Raw genomic sequence first — 18190 nt, 5'->3', positions numbered from 1 at the left:
AAAATAATTTTACTTGATGCACTGTTATTTATATAAACCAATTGCATCAAGTAAATTTAGTCTGCTGTCTGGTTAATAAATTAAAATCTGCTGTCCGGTTAACTTATTCACCGTAGTTAATAAATAATGTGACCTGCGCGGTTCAATGTCTCATTTTGTACGGGAATTCTTTTGAATCGCAATTCTTTGGATACCTTTGTATAACCAAAACACTGCAACAATTGCGATAATATAACTGATATTAATGGATACAAGAATTTCATCGTTGAATATTCTTGTAATAAATACTGAGATAACTATAAAACCTGCTGCACCGCAACCAATTAAAAAACGGGCAGGTTTGGAAATGTATGACAGGGAAAAACTGTTTTTCCCGATGTATGTTACTATACAAGTCGCTGCAACGAAAAGCAGAATACCTCGTACAGCCATACTCAGGCTATAATTGTAAACGAAAGATAAATCCCCCTTCACTATTTTGGGCAAATATAAAAAAGCAAAGTCTATTGTTAACAAATAACATAATGCATTAAAAATAATTATAAAATATTCTTTACTCTTTTTCAGTATGGATTTTTGGGGATTGACAGCGGCAATGATATCATCAGCAAATTGCTTATAATCTTCTCCAATCATTTCATTTACTGCTTTGCCTTGCTTTTCCCAGTCAAAGAACATTCTCAATAGATCACTAATAATTTCTTCCTGCTCCATATCGCTCAAATTGCTTACTCTCAGATAGCATACAAGATCAGTATAAATTTCCTGATTTTCTTTGTTTAAATTTTGGCTAAGCTGGCTATTTTCATCTCTTATTGACTTTATGTTTGTCATTTTTCTTCCCCTCCATCTTTAAAAATTTGATTGATACCATTTTGGATTTCACACCATATGGTATAAAATTCCTGAAGCTCTTTTTTCCCTGTTTCTGTCATATAATAATATTTTCTCTTTGGTCCGTATGCCGATTCTTTTTTTACCGAATCAATCATTCCGTTTTTTTCAAGCCTTAAAAGTAACGGATAAATAGTGCCTTCACTAATTTCAGAAAAACCATACTTTTGAAGCTGCTCTGCAATCTCATAGCCATAGGTTTCATTTTGTTCTATTATCTTTAGGATGCAGCCTTCTAATGTCCCGCGAAGAAACTGTGACCTGTCAGCCAAACACTTCACCTCCTTGGTATCTTGCACAACAAGCTACTGTAGCTATATTGTACTGCAAGGTACATTGTATGTCAATAAATTGTTGATCCAATTCCAATACGCTTGGGTCCCTGCGTCAAAGAGAACGTGAAATTGCCCAATATATGTCCGTGGGTCTGGCACCAGCGGGTAGGCAGAAAATTTGAAGGCATCAAAACATCAATTTTACATCAAAGATTTTTCCTTTTAAGCAACATAATAATGACATAATGGTGTTCACATTGTGGTAGTATAATCAAATAGGAAGCAAACAAATAAAAGTAAAAAAAGGAGATTATAAAAATGACACAGATCTATCCTAATCTTTATCAGTTTACTGATGTTCTGGAGCCGATTAAACTTTCTATGCACCAATACCTGCTTTTGGCGGACGAGCCCATCCTTATTCAGACTGGTGCTGTACCACAGGCACAGGCTACCTTGCCTAAGCTCAAGGAGCTGCTGGGTGACCGTCCGCTCAAATACATTCTCATTTCACACTTTGAGTCGGACGAGTGTGGCGGCCTGTCACTGGTCTTGAAGGAGTATCCAAACGCCATCGCTGTTTGTTCGGAAGTCACGGCACGGCAACTTTGGGGCTTTGGAATTGCACGTAATGTTGAAATTAAAAAACCAGGCGACTCCTTCACCGGTAATGAGTTTGATTTTGAAATCATTAGCTACCCCTCAGAGATGCATATGTGGGAAGGGCTTCTATTCATGGAAAAGAAGAGAGGAATTTTCTTTAGCAGTGATTTGATGTTTGGTATGGGAGAAAACCATGGACAGGTTGTAGAAAATAGTTGGGAGAGTACGGTAGGTACCAGTGGTGCAGAGTCTCTTCCCTCCCCGGATATGCAGAAGAAGCTGATAGCTGATTTGAAAACGCTTAGTCCTGTATTCGTCGCTTCCGGACATGGGCCATGCATCAAAATAGTGTAAGCAGATGGAACAGTAACAAAAACGGCAGATTTTTTCTGCCGCTTTTGTTAGGAGGAAAGAAGTCTATGAATAACGATTTTGTATTTGAAGAACCCTTGTTGGAGGGAGTGATTCTGAAAAGAAGAAACCGCTTTATCATGGAGGTTGAGCATGACGGAACTATTCATGACTGCCATTGCCCGACCACCGGCCGTATTGGGAATATTGTATTTGAGGATATACCTTGTTTGCTGTCAAGAAGTAAAGATCCGGCAAGGAAAACAGCCTATACGGTGGAAGCGATTTCTCTTGATCTGCGGTCCCAGCCGGAGAAAAATTGGATAGGTATTAACCAAAATGCTGCAAACCGATATGTAGAACATTTTCTAAAGAACGGTGGATTTTCTAAAATGGTTGGAGAGGGAGAACAAGAAGTAATGCGGGAGCAAAAACTTGGCATCTCTAAATTGGACTTTCGGATTGGTGATACTTATCTTGAAGTGAAGACGCCTCTTGTCAGTCTGCAAGTGGAATGCGGTTCTCACATAAAGACTACAAAGGCAGCACCTTTCAGCTCCACAGACCGCTTTGTTAAACATATCAACGAGCTGGCAAACAGTCTTAATGATAACAAACGTGCTATCATGCTTCTCTGTTTTATCTATGACAACCCTGGATTTGCAGTAGGTGTAAGAAGCACAAATAGTAATTATGTTGGAGAGCAAGTCCAAAAAAGCACAAGCAAAGGGGTCGAAATATGGCAGGTAAACTTTAGGATTACACCCCAAAAGGTTGAAATGATGAGATATTTTCCCTCAATACACTAAATAGGTAATTATATATTCTAAGCCTGCAAAGAGCAGCTATCTGATATGTAGATAGCTGCTCTTTGCAGGTTCAGAACAGGGACGTTGATTAAGACTCAGAGTATTGATATCCTCCCTGATTTAAAAGCTATATTTTGTTCGGCAAATCCTTAATGGCTTCCTCCATAATTGCTTCTACTTCATTTGGCCTGGCGTCAAGACCTTCTGCTGCGATACACTGACTGCTTTTAATGCCAAACAGTGCAGCTAATGCCTTCACTGTATCATAACCGAGGTTCAGGTCTCGGATGTATCCACCGCAGGTTGTCACGTAGTATACTTTATCCGCCTTGCACATTCCTACAGGTCTTCCATTCTCGCTATAACGATAGGTAATGCCGACCACACTGGTTGCTTCAATGTAATTCTTTAGCATTGCCGGAAAAGCTAAATCCCAATATGGAGCAGCGATAACAATACAATCTGATTTTGTATTATGTCAAGATTATAAAATCTTTTATGTGAAAACAACTTTTAGCGAGGGGGTTAATCCTATACACATTGATCGGCTATATTATTTTCATAGAGATTGAGCGCCTTTTTTATTCTGCTAATAAGTTCTAAACGAACATTTTCAGGCTCCAGACATTCACATTTGTCGCCAAATTGAAGAAGCATTTTGTACATATAATCATCTTCTACAAATGGATAATAGGCAATGAACTTATTATTTTCACTGGCAGTAACGTTTTTTTCACCGCAGTATCCTACCATATAATCATGCAGTGATTCGTCCACAAGCAGCTTAACTGTGATGTTTTTCCTGTTTGTCCTGAAGTAGATATCCAACGACTCAAAATCAATATCCCTTGGATGAAATTTCTCGTTGAGCAACTTAAGGGATGAAATATTAAGTAATGAAAAAATACGAAAATCATTTCTGGTAGTACAATAGCCCTGTATATACCAGTATGAATTTTTCATCACCAACCGATAAGGCTCTATTTTTCTTTGAGTCTTGTTTCCCAGTCTGTCAAAGTAATTGAAAGAAATGAATCTATTTTCATTTATTGCGGTTTTGATTGCATCAACACGCAATCTAAGAACTTCATTTCCAAGCCAGGGAGTATTGTCAATGATAATTTGATTCGATTTTAATTCGATATCCTTCATTTGTTCAGCTGGAATCAATCCTTTTACTTTTGCCAGGGTATTCAGGAGTTCTTCACTGGACATGGTGGAATGGATACTTCCAAGTCCTATTAATAAGGCTGTAATATCAGAAATAGTAAATAGTTTCTTTTCAATCTTGTAGGTATCCGGTATGCCAAAGCCACCATTTGCTCCACGATAAGTTATAATTGGAATCCCTGCTTGATTTATGGTATCGATATCTCTATAAATTGTTCGAAGCTTTACCTCAAACATTTCCGCAAGCTCGGGAGCATTTATTTTTCTTCGTTCAAGCAATAACATAACAATAGATAGTAATCTATCAATTTTCAAAATGTTCACCTCAAACTTTTTATTAAATTATAGAATGATGACAGGAGGATGTCAACATTGATGTCATGTTTTATCAGTGAGGGGACTTCTCAACACGCCACAGGATTTGGCCGAGGATTTCGCAGGCACATTCTTAGTGTGAAAATTTGTATATTAATTTCCATACTAAGCCACTAAAAAATAATTGTCCTTTTCTTAACACAGTGATAAACTTATGAAGTGAGAACACGAAGCATGAAAATTACAGAAACTAACCATAACTTATGGAGTTTATAAAGAAATAAAAGTATAGGAGCTATCATGGAATTAAAAAGAATTCGGTGTTTTATAGAGGTAGCCAGACTTAAAAGCTTTTCGAAAGCAGCGAAAGTATTGTATCTATCCCAGACTGCTGTTAGTCAGCAGATAGCTACTTTAGAAGAAATGATGAGTGTCAGATTATTTGACCGGGATAGAAAAGAAGTAAAACTGACAATCGCTGGTGAAACATTTCTTTTAGAAGCGAAACGATTGGTAAGATTATATGATAATGCAATTCTGAAAACACAGGCGTACGCGCAAGGTGTTGACGGTGTAATCAAACTTGGCTTTTTTAGTATGTTAGACCGGGACGTTATGAGTAATGTAATTGCTCATTTTCATAGTAAATACCCAAGGACACAGATTAGTATTGTTCAATGCAGTTATGAAGATATGAAAAATAATATCCTGAATAATACCATTGATTTAGGCTTTTGCTTTTATTTGGATTCTATTGAATTGAACCAATTAAAAATTTATGAGCAATTACCCAAATTGTGTGTGAATACAAAGCATCCCCTTGCTTCAAAGTCATTGATAACGCCAGAAGACATTATAGGCGAAACGATTATTTCTTATTATAAAAATGTGGAACAGCAAGAGGTATATGAAAGTCATCATGATGAAGGAAATCCGGGGTTGGAATTTAACCGCTCTTTTCTGTTAGAGAATATGGATGATGCTGTAATGCTGGTAAGCACTAACGTAGGGATTACGTTTTTACCAGAAATCGAAAATTTTGTTAATCCAAATAAAATAGTTTTCATAGATCAGAATGTAGAAGAAGTTCCATTTGAAGTAAAGGCGTATTGGAAAAAGAATACGAACAATCCATCCTTATCAAAGCTAATTGATACAATAAAAGAGGAACTAATAAATTGATTATAAGTTTTATAACGGGGCTGTTCTAAAATGAAGTTATACTCCGCAGAGCTTCATTTTGCAACAGCCCCGTTATTGCATTTTGTTGTTACTTAATTGGTTTTAATTGTTGGACAGCAAATCAATCTTTTGATATTGTTAAAATATAAACGAAGTTCGAACTCGGATATACAAATATTTAAAATGAGTGTGTGCAATTGATCGGTGTACACTATATTCCCCTTGAAGAAGATGCAGGGCATGGAAAGGTATGGACGATACGATGGAACAAAAACAAAAGATTAATTATGGGTGGATTATTCTTGCCATCTTTGCTTTAGGTGCGTTTACTTATCAAATGACACAATATCAATTAACTATGGTGGCTGGAGAATTAATTCCAAAGCTTGGTTTAACAGAGGTGCAGTTCTCCTCTCTTGTAACCGCACCATTGGTACCAGCAATTGCTTTAAGCATCCTTGTTGGAATTTTGGCTGATAAAATTAGTATTAAGCTCATTGTAGCAATCGGAATGATTATTTCATGCATTGGCGGTCTTGGCCATATTTTTGCAGGAACAAATAGTACCTTTTATGCGACCATGTTTTTAACCGGCTTTGGTGCGGTAGCAATCAACGTTACCTGCGGTAAGATTTTTAGTCAGTGGATGAAACCAACGATGATTTCCATCGCAATGGGAATCTTTTTAGCGGCATCCACTGTTGGGCAGTTTTTTGCACAATCTACAACTGCATTAATTGGATCGATGAACAACGCTTTCTGGCTATCGGGGATTTCGTGTGCCATTGTCTTACTGCTTTGGATTATTCTTGGCCGTGAAAATAAAGAAAACGGACAGGCTGCTTTTATGGAGTCCCCAAGCTTTGCAGAGACTATAAAAGCAGTTTTTGCAAGTAAAAATATGTGGCTATGTGCAATTGGTCTATTTTTTATTCTGGGATGCCAGGTTGCCTTTAATATCTGGATTCCTTCAGCACTTATAGCAAAAGGAATGGATGCAGCAGGTGCAGGTGTTTTAGCCTCTATCGTTAGTCTTGGAAACTTGACCGGAGCCATCGTAATGCCTATGATTGCAGCAAGAGTTGGAAAAGTAAAGCCATTTATAATTGCATTCACAATAATTTGCGCAATAGGATATGCATTTGGCTGGCATTTGACCGGAGTAATCGCGTATCTCTGCTTTTTTGTATTTGGTTTCTGTGCTGCATCATTAATGCCATTTTTCTTATCAATGCCAATAAAATTTAAAGAAGTCGGTCCTAGGTTTGTAGGAACAGGAATGGGATTTGCATCAACAATTGAGCTGTTAGGCAGTGTTTTGTTACCAACCTATATTATTTTACCTTTAGCGACCGTAGGCAAGACGGTAGACTTCACCCGGTATTTTTATTTAGTGGGAGCGGGTTGGATAATTGCCTTAGTTATTGGGATTTTGATTCCAGAAACCGGAAACAAGGAATAAAAGAAGCGTAATCAACGAATTAATGAATAATTCAAGTGTCATAAGTTAATGCCATGTTCATGTTCATTGACTGTATACTTGTGGTTAAAAATACACGCAGCTCCAGGAAAGTGACTTCGTTGCATTTTTATACCCCCAATATACATAAGTGAAAGCTGAGATTAACTTATGACACCAAACAAAAAGGAGATAGTATGAAAACTGATTATAAACATGTGTTGGCGCCCATTCAGATAGGACCAATGAAATTAAAGAACAGAGTTTCATTTACGCCTGTATGGCCAAGCTTTGCAACAGCGGATGGCCAGGTAAATCAAGCGCTCATCGAATGGGTCAGGGAAATCGTTTCAGGTGGATGTGCCTGTATTAATATTGGATGTGGTACGGTAAACAGAGATTTACCGGCATTTATTACACATTTGCTGAGGATGGGCGAAGAATCTGTCGTGAATGAGTTATCTATGTTATGTGATATGACTCATATGTATAACTGTAAAATAGGAATGGAATTATTTGCGATAAACTTAGAAGCAGGCGGCTTTGAAAATCGTGACAAAAATGCAGCAAAACCTGTTGTTGAAATCGACCCAACGTATCTTACAAAGCAACAAATAAAGGATTATATCGAAGATTTTGCCAATGCGGCTGAAAGAGCAATGCGCTGTGGATTTGACAGCTTAGTGATCCATGGTGCACATGGACAGTTACCAGGATGTTTTTTATCAAAGCTAATCAATGAAAGAACAGATGAGTATGGCACACAGTCTATGGAAAACAGAGCTCGTTTTACAAATGAATTACTGGAGGCTATTCGTGCAAAAATTGGAAATAAGATGGCAATCGAGTATCGAATCAATGCAAATGATATGATTGAAGGCTCACCAACTTTAGAGGAAGTCATTGAATTTGCACAGTCTATTTCAGACAAAATTGATTTACTTCATGTTTCAAGAGGGATGCACTCGATTCAAAAGTTAGCACCCTATATTAATCAGCCGATTTATTTTGATCATGGTATTAATCTTGAAGATGCGGCAAAAATCAAGGCAGCAGTAAATATCCCGGTAACTGTAGTTGGCTCTGTCACTTTAGAACAAGCAGATGAAGCGATTAAGGCCGGGAAAATTGATATGGTTTCTATGGCAAGAGGGCTAATGGCAGATCCCTATATGGTGAAAAATGCAAAATATGGAGAGCCTGAGAAGACACGCCCATGTATTCGATGTAATAACTGCATTCATAAAACACATTACCAGCTTGCACCAGTACGATGTACTGTAAATGCTGAAATGGGTATGGAAACCTTGTATCAGCCCATTAAAGAACCCAAAAAACAAAAAAGAGTAGCCATTATCGGCGGCGGTGCAGCAGGGTTAGAAGCTGCAAGAGTTGCAGCCTCACGAGGACATCAAGTAGTCATTTACGAAAAAAGTGATTGCCTGGGAGGCGTCCTGAATATGGCAGGTGCAGCTGAATTCAAAAAAGATATTAAAAGCTACTGTGAATGGTCAATCCGTGCAGTACAGTCGATGGATGGAATTGAAATCAAATTGGGAGTCGAAGCTGCACCTGAAATGATAAAAGCAGAAGGCTACGACACAGTTCTGGTATCAATAGGAGCAGCGCCAATTATACCGGCCTTTGTTCATGAGGATGAACGTAGTTTTTGGGTGGGTGATGTAGAAAATGGCATAGCACAGACCGGTCATGAAGTATTAATTATTGGTGCAGGGCTAACCGGCTGTGAAGCAGCTCTTGCGCAAAGCAGACAGGGTAAATCTGTTACTCTAGTTGACATGATTTCAACAGATCGGTTCGGATCGGGAGGAGCAACATTTAATCAGATTGCCATTATTAATATGTTAAAAGACGCCGGTGTAAAAATGCTTGGCGGTCTGAAAATGTTAAAGACGGATGAGAATGGTGCCGTATTTGAAAATGAAGCAGGTGAAAAAGTAAACATAGCTTGTGACAGTATGGTAGTTTCCTTTGGCGTTCGGGCAAATGACGAATTGGTTGGTGCGTATCAGGATGCCGCAGTAGATGTGGCCGCTATCGGCGATTGCAATACAAGACAGGGCACATTATATAATGCAGTTCATACAGGGCATGAAGCAGGATATATGATATAGTGCATGAAATAAAAATTAATTTAACATAATAATAGTAAGAAAAGGAAAGGTGCAAAGAATATGGGAAAATTATTATTAACAGGTGTTGATGGTAACTTAGGAGGTCAGGCAGCTAAATATTTGCTGGAGATAGCAGGCAAGGATCAATTGATTTTCTGTGGTTATAACCAGGATGCGTTAAAAGAGTATGAAAATCTGGGAGTAGAAACAAGAGTTACTAATTTTAATGTTACAGAAGGTCTTGTAAAGGCATTTGAAGGTGCCGATAAGTTAGCATTGATTTCAATGCCATTTGTAGGTAAAAAAAGACAGGCTGCTCACAAAAATGTAATAGATGCTGCAAAAAAAGCAGGGGTAAAACAGATTATATATACTTCTCTTGTCAATGCAGCGGACGAGATGAACCCAAGCATCGAAAAAATTGACCACGCTTATACTGAAAAATATGTTGAAGAACAGGGACTTGATTACATTTTCCTTCGTAATTCACAATATGCGGAAGCGATGGTGACAAATTATTTTACTTTCGTAAAAATTGATGGCGTTATGAAGAACAGCCAGGGAGACGGAAAGATGGCCTATATTTCCCGTAAGGACTGTGCAATGGCAGTTGCATATGCTCTGGCATCAAAGAATTACCATGAGGCTGTTCTGAATATCAATGGACCGGAACTTATGACCATATCGGAATTTGTTTCCATCGGTAATGAAGTAACAGGAAATAATGTCCGTTATGAAGAAGTAACGGATGAAGAAAATTATGCGATCTTTGATGCAATGGGAGTTCCAAGAACAACGGAGGGTGAGTTTCTGAAAGGTTCCGAAGCTCCATTCTCATCAGAAGGTATGGTTACTTTTGCACAGGCAATCAGACTTAATAAAATGGCCGAATTTACGGATGACTTCAATAAGCTAACCGGAAAGAAGCCAAAGACTGTAAAATATATGTTTGAACATTTCGATGATTTCCAAATTGGAGAACGTCATTCACTGGATGTTTAATTTACAAACCCGCTAATCTGAATGGTTAGTGGGTTTTGTTATTTCTGCATATTGGTATATATTGTTGTTAAAGAAAGCCTAAATACAGGTACTGGAAACGGAAGTTAGTCTACTTATTGATAACGGGTAGCGATTCCAAAATATTGTATATCAAGTGTTAAGTAGCAGGGACCGGGTACCTGATGACCAGGCTCAGAGTTCGTAGTCCAATTATAGCTATTTATTTTTAGTGTTCCCTTATACTGGCCGTCATCGTAAGAGTAAGTTGGACGAGAGCTTATTATAAGATTAACTACCATAGTTTCTTGTCCAGCGTAACAACTAAATGGTACTTTAACGTCAACAGTTACTGCTTTGTAAGCATCAGGGGTATCTTGTGCCGATGCGAAAGCGCTTACACCAGGGCATGAAAGCATAAGTATAAGAATTAAAGAGAAGCTTAAGATTTTCAAATAGTTGTTTTTTAACATTTTTTAGTCTCCTTTCATATTTTAAAGATTTTAGATTCCGTACCTGTATTTATGGTTTACAAAATTTGGCAGATTGATTATATAATAAAAAAAGTGGAGAAGTCAATATTATTTTTTTGAGACAGCCTTTTAAGGAAATCTTAGTGTACCATTGCTCTGCGGGGCGGATTAAGGCAGCATTAAGCAATAAATTTCAGAATGCTGCCATAAGACTAATGAAATACATATATTTTCAGGCAAAATACATAATTATCCGTTTCTTGACAGCTAACTATAGTGTATAATTAATGTCAAGAATAGCTGGCTTGATTAAGTAATAACCATCTTTAAACGAAAGAGATAGATTTGTAACAGTAAATATCAAAATCGTTACATATGAATTTGTTGGAGTTTGCAGTAAAATAGCATTATAATGGGGGATAGGAAAATGTACAAGTTAGTCATAGCAGATGACGAGAAAATCATACGCGATGGGTTATCAAAGATAATCAATTGGAGTGAATTAGGCTTTGAAATTGCAGGAGTGCTTTCAGACGGTCAGGAGATTGTTGAGTACCTTGAATACATGACTGCTGATGTGATTCTAACGGACATTAAAATGCTCCATCTCTCCGGCATCGATGTTGCAAAGTATGTATATGATAATTCTATTTATACAAAAGTCGTGTTTATTAGCGGGCATAAAGAATTTGAATTAGCCCTGCAAGGGATGAAATACGGAGTAGAGGACTATTTATTAAAGCCTACTAATGTAAAAAATCTGAAAGAAGCTTTTGAGAAAATCAAGAAAAACCTTGATGAAAAGTCAAAACAAAATGAAACAGAACAAGCGGAAAAAGCCCGTTTAGAGGAAGCACTGCCTATACTAAAAGAGCGCTTTTTCAGTGATCTTATTTTAGGCGTTGTTGACAATAAAGAATTAATTACAAACCGTATGTCTATTTTATATCCGCAGATAAACTTGGAGTGCAGCTGTTGTATTCTGGCAGATATAATTATAACAGATTATGCGAATTTTATGGACTCTACCTGGAAATATAATTTTGATCAATTTGAAATCAATGTAACCAATTTTATGAATATCTACAATAGCAAAATATTTTTTCATATAGTATATAAATCAGAAGAGTTATTTGAAATATTCGGTATATTATCGGATGTCTCCTATTCAAATGACAACGCCGGGAAGATTTGCGGGGAGGAATTCGAGCAGTTTGTATATGAATTAACAACAACCTTTAATTTTCAGGCAAAATTTGAGATAAAGAAGATATTTGGCAGTATTTTTGAAGTTATAGAGTATCGTGAAACGATACTGAGCAGTCATTTACGTGTTAAATCAGGAATTCTCCATCTCCAGGAACAAAAGAAGCTCATTATATCCAATATCAGCATTGGAAATATTTCCACTGCCCAAAAAATTTTCCATAACATTTTAGATGAATTGAAAAACTCCGATATAATTTATCGGAATAATTTTATTGTGGATATATTTTCTACCATTAATGAAGTGATAAAAAGTGTAAACATAGAACTATGGAACGCAATCCAGCCCTATCTGAATTACAGCGGTATCATTGCACTGAATAATGGTGATGAGACAAGAATGTATTGTGACAGGATTTTCGATAAAATCAAGCTCGCTGGCTCCAAAACCAATGAATTTGACACAGGCAGCCTGATTAATAAGGCGAGGCAGTATATACAAGACAATATCACACAAGATATTTCCCAGGAAGAAACAGCCAACCAGCTTTACATCAGTACGGCACATCTGAGCAGGCTTTTTAAAAAACAAACAGGCGAAAACTTTTCACAATATGTTACCAGAATGAAAATTGATAAGGCGATAGAGCTTCTTCGTGATCCTAAGTACAAGACCTATCAGGTAAGTGAGTATTTAAGCTACAAAACATCTCGTTATTTTTCAAAGTTGTTTCGCAATCAAACAGGAATGAACCCAAGCGAATACCGCAGCAAGGTTTTGAATATTGGGGGTGAAGCAGATGATGAAGTATAAGCAGTTATTTCATAAATATATTAAAAACTATAGGTTCAATAGTATTTTTTTTAAAAACCTGGTTTCACTTATACCGTTGATTATAATACCGATAATCGGCATTATAACCATTTTATTTTATGCCTATGGGAATATCCAAAAAAATGAAATTAAAGCCTATAATGAAGAGTATATTACTAAGCTTTCAGGTGATGTGGACAGAATCATAAAGGAAGCCGGTTCTCAGCTTGCCATTATAGGCTTTAATTCTACAACTCAGCTGTTTATGTATACATCAGGGAATGATTCTGTTATTTGGTCAAATAGCAGTTTCCTTACGGACTTAATTAAGTTTCCCGTCATTGGCAAGGATTATGTCAACAGTGTTTATCTCTATTCGCCAAGAAGCGGCAAGGTCGTTACCATGTCAGGAATAGTGAACTATGATAACTTTACAGATAAGGCCTGTATTGAAGAATACATTAACCATGATAATATAAAAGCAAGTCAATGGTTCGCATTAACGGATATGGTGAAAAAGGGTGTTAAAGTGAAACAGCTTTCTGTTTATAATAACATATACTTAGGCTCCCTCAATAGTGGTGTTGCAGTTATGAATCTGAACCTTACCGAATTGGGGAAAATGTTAGCAGGTGGAAATGACCACTTTTATATAATAGATAATGAGCAAATATTATATTCAAGAAATCAGGATGAGATAGGAAAATCAGTAGAAATCATACCGAATTATAAAAGGCTGCTTAAAAACGAAGGATATTTTGATAAAGAAACAAGTATATCACTTAAAACGTCAAAAGATACAGGTATAAAAGTTATTACCTATTTTGATTTTGAGGTTTACCGCAGCAAGCTTATAGGTATTAGGAACTTTATGTTTCTATTTGTTTTAGTAATGACAATAATTATAGTTATATTGTGCTTCGTCATATCTGTAAGAATATTTAATCCGATTAAAACAATTATGTCAACAATCGAGGAAAATAAGGCAGCACTGTTTGGTGACGATGATATTTTAAACGAGCAGAATGAATTAAAGTATATTGTGAACTCAATTAAAAAAACGATTAACAAGAATAGAAATATTGAGGAAGAACTTACCGAAAGAGTTCGGCTTTTAAAGAAAGCCCAGTCTGTTGCACTTCAATCACAGATAAATCCCCACTTCTTTAATAACACGTTAGAAACGATTAATTGGATGGCAATTGGATTATTTGGCGGAGAAAATGATATTTCCAATATGGCAGGTGCGCTGTCTAGTATGTTAAGAATGGCATTAGAAAATACCGACACAATTATTCCGCTGCGAGATGAACTTGAACACTCAAAGCTGTACATTGAAATCCAAAAGAAACGCTATGAGGACAAGTTTAACATTGTATGGGATATGCCGGAGGAATTACTTGATTGCAAGACCATTAAAATTGTCTTACAGCCGATTATTGAAAATGCCATCTACCACGGAATTAAACCCCTTACGAATAAAGGGATGATTACTGTCAGCGGAAGGATCATTGCAGGGGATGTGGAAATTACCGTTAAAGATAATGGTCTTGGTATCTCCCCAAGTGAAGTCTATGGCTTGAATCAGTCTATGAAAAGTGAGGTAATTAAGGAAAGCCGCCATATAGGGCTTATTAATGTTAATCAGAGGTTGAAGCTTTATTTCGGTGAAGAATATGGATTGAAAATTGAAAGTATTCAAAATATAAAAACAGAAGTTATAATGAAATTTCCTGTAATAAAGTAAAAATCAAATATGACCAGTTATAACATTTCAGCGGTTTCTTCGGAAACCGCTTTATTTATCCCAAGAATTTATAATTATTGAGTAACTGGTCAAAACTGTTTCATTAAATATCAAAATTGTTACATTATAATTTATGAAATTTCCATGTAGAATATAAACAACAGATATGATATTTGCATAAGAGGAGGTAGTGTTTTGGAGAAGCAGGTGAATGCAAAGCCAGGTACAAAGCAAAAGAAAAGAATTAAAATGAATATGTTGATAGACAATTTTCAACTGGCTACGTTGACGTTGCCTACAATTATTTTGCTGGGTATTTTCGCATATTGGCCAATGTTTGGTATTATTTTGGCTTTTAAGGATTTTAAGGTGCCGAAAGGAATTATCGGCAGTCCCTGGGTTGATCCCATATATAAGAATTTTCAGTTCTTCTTTGAATCCCAGGACGCATGGAGGGTTACAAGAAACACCTTAGGGCTTAACCTGCTGTTTATTGTAATCAGTACTGTTGCCGGAGTGATTTTTGCACTTATTATGTTTGAAGTAAAGAAAGCAAAATATGTTAAGATTTACCAGACGGCATCCATTATACCCAGCTTCCTCTCCTGGGTAGTTGTAGGATATATGGTATATTCCTTACTTGCTCCCCAAGGCGGTCTGTTAAACAAAATTATTATAGGTTTGGGTGGTGAAGGCATTCAATGGTATACACAACCGCAGTATTGGCCTTTGATATTACTAATATCTAATGTATGGCATGGAGTAGGAATCGGAAGTATCATTTATTACGCAGCACTGATGGGTGTTGACACCGAACTTTTTGAAGCGGCACAGATGGATGGTGCCAATAAACTCCGGAGAGTTTTTCATGTATCCCTACCGCAGTTAGTACCAATAATAACAATTATGACACTTTTAGCAATCGGTGGAATTTTCAGAGCGGATTTTGGTTTATTCTACAATGTAACACGTAACCAAGGGGCGTTATACTCAACCACTGATGTGATAGACACCTATGTCTACAGAGCCTTGATGAACCAGGGCAACATAGGTATGTCAAGTGCAGTGGGGCTTTTCCAATCTTTGGTTTGCTTTGTGGTGCTGTTAACATCAAATTTCATTGTAACAAAAGTTGAACCTGAAAATGCTTTATTCTAGGAGGTGAATAATTTGAGCAAACATATGGAAGTAAAAAAAGAAAAAACCAGCCTGTGGATACATGCATTCTTTATCCTCTTTGCGGCTATATGTATTATCCCGTTTATTATTGTCATATCTGCCTCCCTGTCCAATGAGAAAGATTTGATTATTAATGGCTATTCAGTCTTACCGAGAACGATTGACTGGACAGCATATATGTACATATTTAAAAATCCGTCCGTTATTGGAAATGCGTATTTAGTAACTCTATTCATTACCGTTGCAGGTACTTTCTTAACGGTGTTGTTTACGGCTATGATGGCCTATGCGCTTTCCAGACCGCAATTTAAGTTAAAGAAAGCAATGACCTTTATAATCTTTTTTCCAACATTATTTAGCGGAGGCTTAGTACCAAGCTACATTATCAACTCCCAGTATCTGCATCTGACCGATAGCCTTTGGGCGTTAATTCTTCCTGGAATTACGAATGTTTTCTATATCATTATGGTAAGAACTTTCTTTAAGCAGTTACCTGACGGTTTATTTGAGGCAGCTAAGATTGATGGTGCAAATGAATACCGCATTTTCTTCCGGATTGCGCTAAGCCTGTCAAAACCCGTGCTCGCTACAGTGGCGTTTTTAACAGCACTCGGAAAATGGAATGAATGGTATAGTGCAATGCTTTATATAAGAAATCCGGATTTATATCCGCTACAATATCTGCTTCAAAGCATGATGCTGAAAATTCAATCTGTCTTAAAGATGATGACCACTGCTCCGTCAATGACTGGTTCAATGACCAGTATGCCCAGTGAGACACTAAGAATGGCGATGGTGGTGGTTGCAACAGGACCAATGCTCATATTCTTCCCATTTTTCCAAAAGTATTTTACAAAAGGAATGACAATGGGATCAATAAAAGGCTGATAATCAACTGATAATAAAGGAGAACCTTTGTTATATAAAAAACAAGGAGGATAAAAAATGAAAAAAGTAATAAGTCTTATTCTAGCAGTACTAATGCTGGCCAGTGTCTTGGGGGGCTGTGGCAAAAATGTAAAAGACAGTAAGGTAACTGATACGAAAGGGGCAGCCGAAACGGGAGAAAAAGCAAAAGATGACTCGACTGTACCAACGGTAATATGGTACTTTCCAAGTGACCAGCAAGCTGACCAGGATCAGGTATGGGAGGATATGAATAAGAAACTTGCAGCGAAAGCTAACGTTAAGATTGACTTCCGCCCAATTCCGATGGGTGAGTTTGATGACAAGATGAAGCTTATCAGTTCATCCGGCGAGGACTATGACTTGGCCTTTACTGCAAACTGGTTAAACAACTTTTATGATAATGTAGGAAGGGAAGCTTTCCTGCCACTTGATGACTTATATGAAAAACATCCGGAGCTGAAAGAACAATGCCCTGAATGGTTATCTAATGTCGCAAAGTCTAACGGAAAACTTTATGCAATCCCCAATATGCAGATTGTTGCTACACAATTAGGACTTGTAATCAGAAAAGATCTTGTAGAAAAATATAACTTTGATCCAAGTACCATAAAGACCACAGATGATCTTATCAATAAACTGCCTGCATTCCTTGATAAAATTGTTGCAAATGAGCCGGAAATCCGAGTTCCGTTTTTACCGCAGCAGCTTTGGGGCATATGGGATTATGAGGGGATTTCTACCGGAACTGCTTCCGGCTCCGCATACGGATATGCTTATATTAAAAAAGGTGATACAAACATGAAAGTAATAAGCTCAGACGATTTTGCTGCATTTCCTGAGAATAAAGCTTATAGTCAGCTCCAGTTTGATTGGGCTCAGAAAGGTTATTTCGGTAATGATATTACTTTGTTAACCGACGTAGATAAACTACAGACTGCAGGTCAGGTTGCCGCCGTGCTTAACATATATAAACCCGGTAATGATGCCAGCCTTGCTGTAAAATATCCAGGCTATGAATTTGTAACAGTTCCGGTAGGTACAGCATACACCTCTTCTTCCTCCGGCGGTGCTTGTATGACAGCTATAAATGTAAATTCGAAAAATCCTGAAGCTGCCATGAATGCACTGGCTGCTGTCTATACCGACAAAGAAATCTTTAATGAGTTGTTATTTGGTCTGCCCGGTACTCACTATAATATGGCAGATGAAACTCATGCGGAACCCGTAGCGAATACCAAGTATAATCTGTCAGCTTATGCCTGGGTACTTGGAAACCAATTCAACTCATATTTATTACCTGGCCAGGACGATAACACCTGGACCGAAACAGAAAAAATGAATAATGACGCTGAAATTTCCGTTCTTAGGGGTTTTACTGTGGACCCGACTCCTATTCAGTCCCAGCTTGCACAGCTGAATGCAGTTGCTAAAGAATATGACAAGTTCGAGCTTTTAGCAAAAGATCAGGCAAGCTATGAAAAGGTATTGGCTGAAAAGGTTGAAAAAGATAAAAAGGCAGGAATTGATGATGTTGTAGCAGAAGTGCAAAGACAGATAGATGCCTGGAAATCTACTTTAAATAAATAAAAATTATTAATATGACCTATAAAGGGGCTGTTGTAGAATAGCATTAAAATCCATGGGTATAGGATTATATACCAGTCCGTCTG

Annotated in this window: 16 protein-coding genes; 11 read left to right on the top strand and 5 right to left on the bottom strand. The window is 37.2% G+C overall.

Features of this window, described 5'->3' with window-relative positions; translation table 11 throughout:
* Window positions 1–150: 150 nt before the first annotated feature.
* Both BUB77_RS17540 and BUB77_RS17535 read right to left on the bottom strand, forming a co-directional pair.
* Window positions 151–834, bottom strand: a complete 684-nt coding sequence (locus BUB77_RS17540; RefSeq protein ID WP_073278148.1) for a DUF1129 domain-containing protein — start codon at window positions 832–834, stop codon at window positions 151–153.
* Window positions 831–1175: a PadR family transcriptional regulator gene (locus BUB77_RS17535; RefSeq protein ID WP_334293046.1), complete on the bottom strand. Its 345-nt coding sequence runs from the start codon at window positions 1173–1175 to the stop codon at window positions 831–833. Before BUB77_RS17535 ends, BUB77_RS17540 begins: the two co-directional genes overlap by 4 nt.
* A 312-nt stretch (window positions 1176–1487) precedes the next feature.
* On the opposite strand from BUB77_RS17535, the gene BUB77_RS17530 reads away from it, so the two are divergent.
* Window positions 1488–2126: an oxygen-binding di-iron domain-containing protein gene (locus tag BUB77_RS17530; RefSeq protein ID WP_073278146.1), complete on the top strand. Its 639-nt coding sequence runs from the start codon at window positions 1488–1490 to the stop codon at window positions 2124–2126.
* A 65-nt stretch (window positions 2127–2191) separates the two neighbouring features.
* Window positions 2192–2932 (top strand): DNA/RNA nuclease SfsA, encoded by a 741-nt coding sequence (locus BUB77_RS17525; protein WP_073278145.1) that lies wholly within the window; start codon window positions 2192–2194, stop codon window positions 2930–2932.
* 127 nt (window positions 2933–3059) lie between these two features.
* On the opposite strand, the gene BUB77_RS17520 is transcribed toward BUB77_RS17525, so the two are convergent.
* Window positions 3060–3389 carry an NAD(P)H-dependent oxidoreductase gene (locus BUB77_RS17520; protein WP_084124382.1) on the bottom strand — a complete coding sequence of 110 codons (330 nt, stop codon included), beginning with the start codon at window positions 3387–3389 and terminating at the stop codon, window positions 3060–3062.
* A 74-nt stretch (window positions 3390–3463) separates the two neighbouring features.
* Complete coding sequence (locus tag BUB77_RS17515) at window positions 3464–4417, bottom strand: helix-turn-helix transcriptional regulator (RefSeq protein WP_073278143.1); 954 nt, start codon at window positions 4415–4417, stop codon at window positions 3464–3466.
* A 300-nt stretch (window positions 4418–4717) separates the two neighbouring features.
* Here BUB77_RS17515 and BUB77_RS17510 point away from each other — a divergent pair, with 300 nt between their 5' ends.
* The 4 genes from BUB77_RS17510 (at window position 4718) to BUB77_RS17495 (ending at window position 10195) form a co-directional block, all read left to right on the top strand.
* Window positions 4718–5599: a LysR family transcriptional regulator gene (locus BUB77_RS17510; protein WP_073278142.1), complete on the top strand. Its 882-nt coding sequence runs from the start codon at window positions 4718–4720 to the stop codon at window positions 5597–5599.
* Between the two features lie 250 nt (window positions 5600–5849).
* Window positions 5850–7061: an MFS transporter gene (locus BUB77_RS17505; protein ID WP_073278141.1), complete on the top strand. Its 1212-nt coding sequence runs from the start codon at window positions 5850–5852 to the stop codon at window positions 7059–7061.
* A gap of 194 nt (window positions 7062–7255) precedes the next feature.
* Complete coding sequence (locus BUB77_RS17500; RefSeq protein ID WP_073278140.1) at window positions 7256–9193, top strand: oxidoreductase; 1938 nt, start codon at window positions 7256–7258, stop codon at window positions 9191–9193.
* A gap of 60 nt (window positions 9194–9253) precedes the next feature.
* Entirely contained in the window at window positions 9254–10195 is a 942-nt protein-coding gene (locus BUB77_RS17495; protein ID WP_073278139.1) for an NmrA family NAD(P)-binding protein, read from the top strand.
* 113 nt (window positions 10196–10308) lie between these two features.
* Here BUB77_RS17495 and BUB77_RS17490 read toward each other — a convergent pair whose 3' ends face one another.
* Entirely contained in the window at window positions 10309–10665 is a 357-nt protein-coding gene (locus tag BUB77_RS17490) for a hypothetical protein (protein ID WP_073278138.1), read from the bottom strand.
* A gap of 427 nt (window positions 10666–11092) precedes the next feature.
* On the opposite strand from BUB77_RS17490, the gene BUB77_RS17485 reads away from it, so the two are divergent.
* The 5 genes from BUB77_RS17485 (at window position 11093) to BUB77_RS17465 (ending at window position 18107) form a co-directional block, all read left to right on the top strand.
* Window positions 11093–12685, top strand: coding sequence for a response regulator transcription factor (locus tag BUB77_RS17485; RefSeq protein WP_073278137.1), 1593 nt, complete (start codon window positions 11093–11095; stop codon window positions 12683–12685).
* Window positions 12672–14432 carry a sensor histidine kinase gene (locus BUB77_RS17480; protein ID WP_073278136.1) on the top strand — a complete coding sequence of 587 codons (1761 nt, stop codon included), beginning with the start codon at window positions 12672–12674 and terminating at the stop codon, window positions 14430–14432. Before BUB77_RS17485 ends, BUB77_RS17480 begins: the two co-directional genes overlap by 14 nt.
* 195 nt (window positions 14433–14627) lie before the next feature.
* Window positions 14628–15590: an ABC transporter permease gene (locus BUB77_RS17475; RefSeq protein ID WP_242962537.1), complete on the top strand. Its 963-nt coding sequence runs from the start codon at window positions 14628–14630 to the stop codon at window positions 15588–15590.
* 24 nt (window positions 15591–15614) lie between these two features.
* Window positions 15615–16499 (top strand): carbohydrate ABC transporter permease, encoded by an 885-nt coding sequence (locus BUB77_RS17470; RefSeq protein ID WP_073278176.1) that lies wholly within the window; start codon window positions 15615–15617, stop codon window positions 16497–16499.
* Window positions 16500–16556: 57 nt separating this feature from the next.
* On the top strand, window positions 16557–18107 hold the full coding sequence (locus BUB77_RS17465) for an ABC transporter substrate-binding protein (protein ID WP_073278135.1): 1551 nt from the start codon (window positions 16557–16559) through the stop codon (window positions 18105–18107).
* Window positions 18108–18190: the final 83 nt, after the last annotated feature.

The sequence above is a fragment of the Anaerocolumna jejuensis DSM 15929 genome (assembly GCF_900142215.1).
Taxonomy (GTDB): domain Bacteria; phylum Bacillota; class Clostridia; order Lachnospirales; family Lachnospiraceae; genus Anaerocolumna; species Anaerocolumna jejuensis.
The sequence above is the reverse complement of the archived record's forward strand: the minus strand, read 5'-3'. Positions and strand labels throughout refer to the sequence as shown.

Bases quoted from the DNA above. Each gene is read 5' to 3' on its own strand.
- BUB77_RS17540 (WP_073278148.1), bottom strand. From the start codon at position 834: ATGACAAACATAAAGTCAATAAGAGATGAAAATAGCCAGCTTAGCCAA.
- BUB77_RS17530 (WP_073278146.1), top strand. From the start codon at position 1,488: ATGACACAGATCTATCCTAATCTTTATCAGTTTACTGATGTTCTGGAG.
- BUB77_RS17525 (WP_073278145.1), top strand. From the start codon at position 2,192: ATGAATAACGATTTTGTATTTGAAGAACCCTTGTTGGAGGGAGTGATT.
- BUB77_RS17510 (WP_073278142.1), top strand. From the start codon at position 4,718: ATGGAATTAAAAAGAATTCGGTGTTTTATAGAGGTAGCCAGACTTAAA.
- BUB77_RS17505 (WP_073278141.1), top strand. From the start codon at position 5,850: ATGGACGATACGATGGAACAAAAACAAAAGATTAATTATGGGTGGATT.
- BUB77_RS17500 (WP_073278140.1), top strand. From the start codon at position 7,256: ATGAAAACTGATTATAAACATGTGTTGGCGCCCATTCAGATAGGACCA.
- BUB77_RS17495 (WP_073278139.1), top strand. From the start codon at position 9,254: ATGGGAAAATTATTATTAACAGGTGTTGATGGTAACTTAGGAGGTCAG.
- BUB77_RS17490 (WP_073278138.1), bottom strand. From the start codon at position 10,665: ATGTTAAAAAACAACTATTTGAAAATCTTAAGCTTCTCTTTAATTCTT.
- BUB77_RS17485 (WP_073278137.1), top strand. From the start codon at position 11,093: ATGTACAAGTTAGTCATAGCAGATGACGAGAAAATCATACGCGATGGG.
- BUB77_RS17480 (WP_073278136.1), top strand. From the start codon at position 12,672: ATGATGAAGTATAAGCAGTTATTTCATAAATATATTAAAAACTATAGG.
- BUB77_RS17470 (WP_073278176.1), top strand. From the start codon at position 15,615: ATGGAAGTAAAAAAAGAAAAAACCAGCCTGTGGATACATGCATTCTTT.
- BUB77_RS17465 (WP_073278135.1), top strand. From the start codon at position 16,557: ATGAAAAAAGTAATAAGTCTTATTCTAGCAGTACTAATGCTGGCCAGT.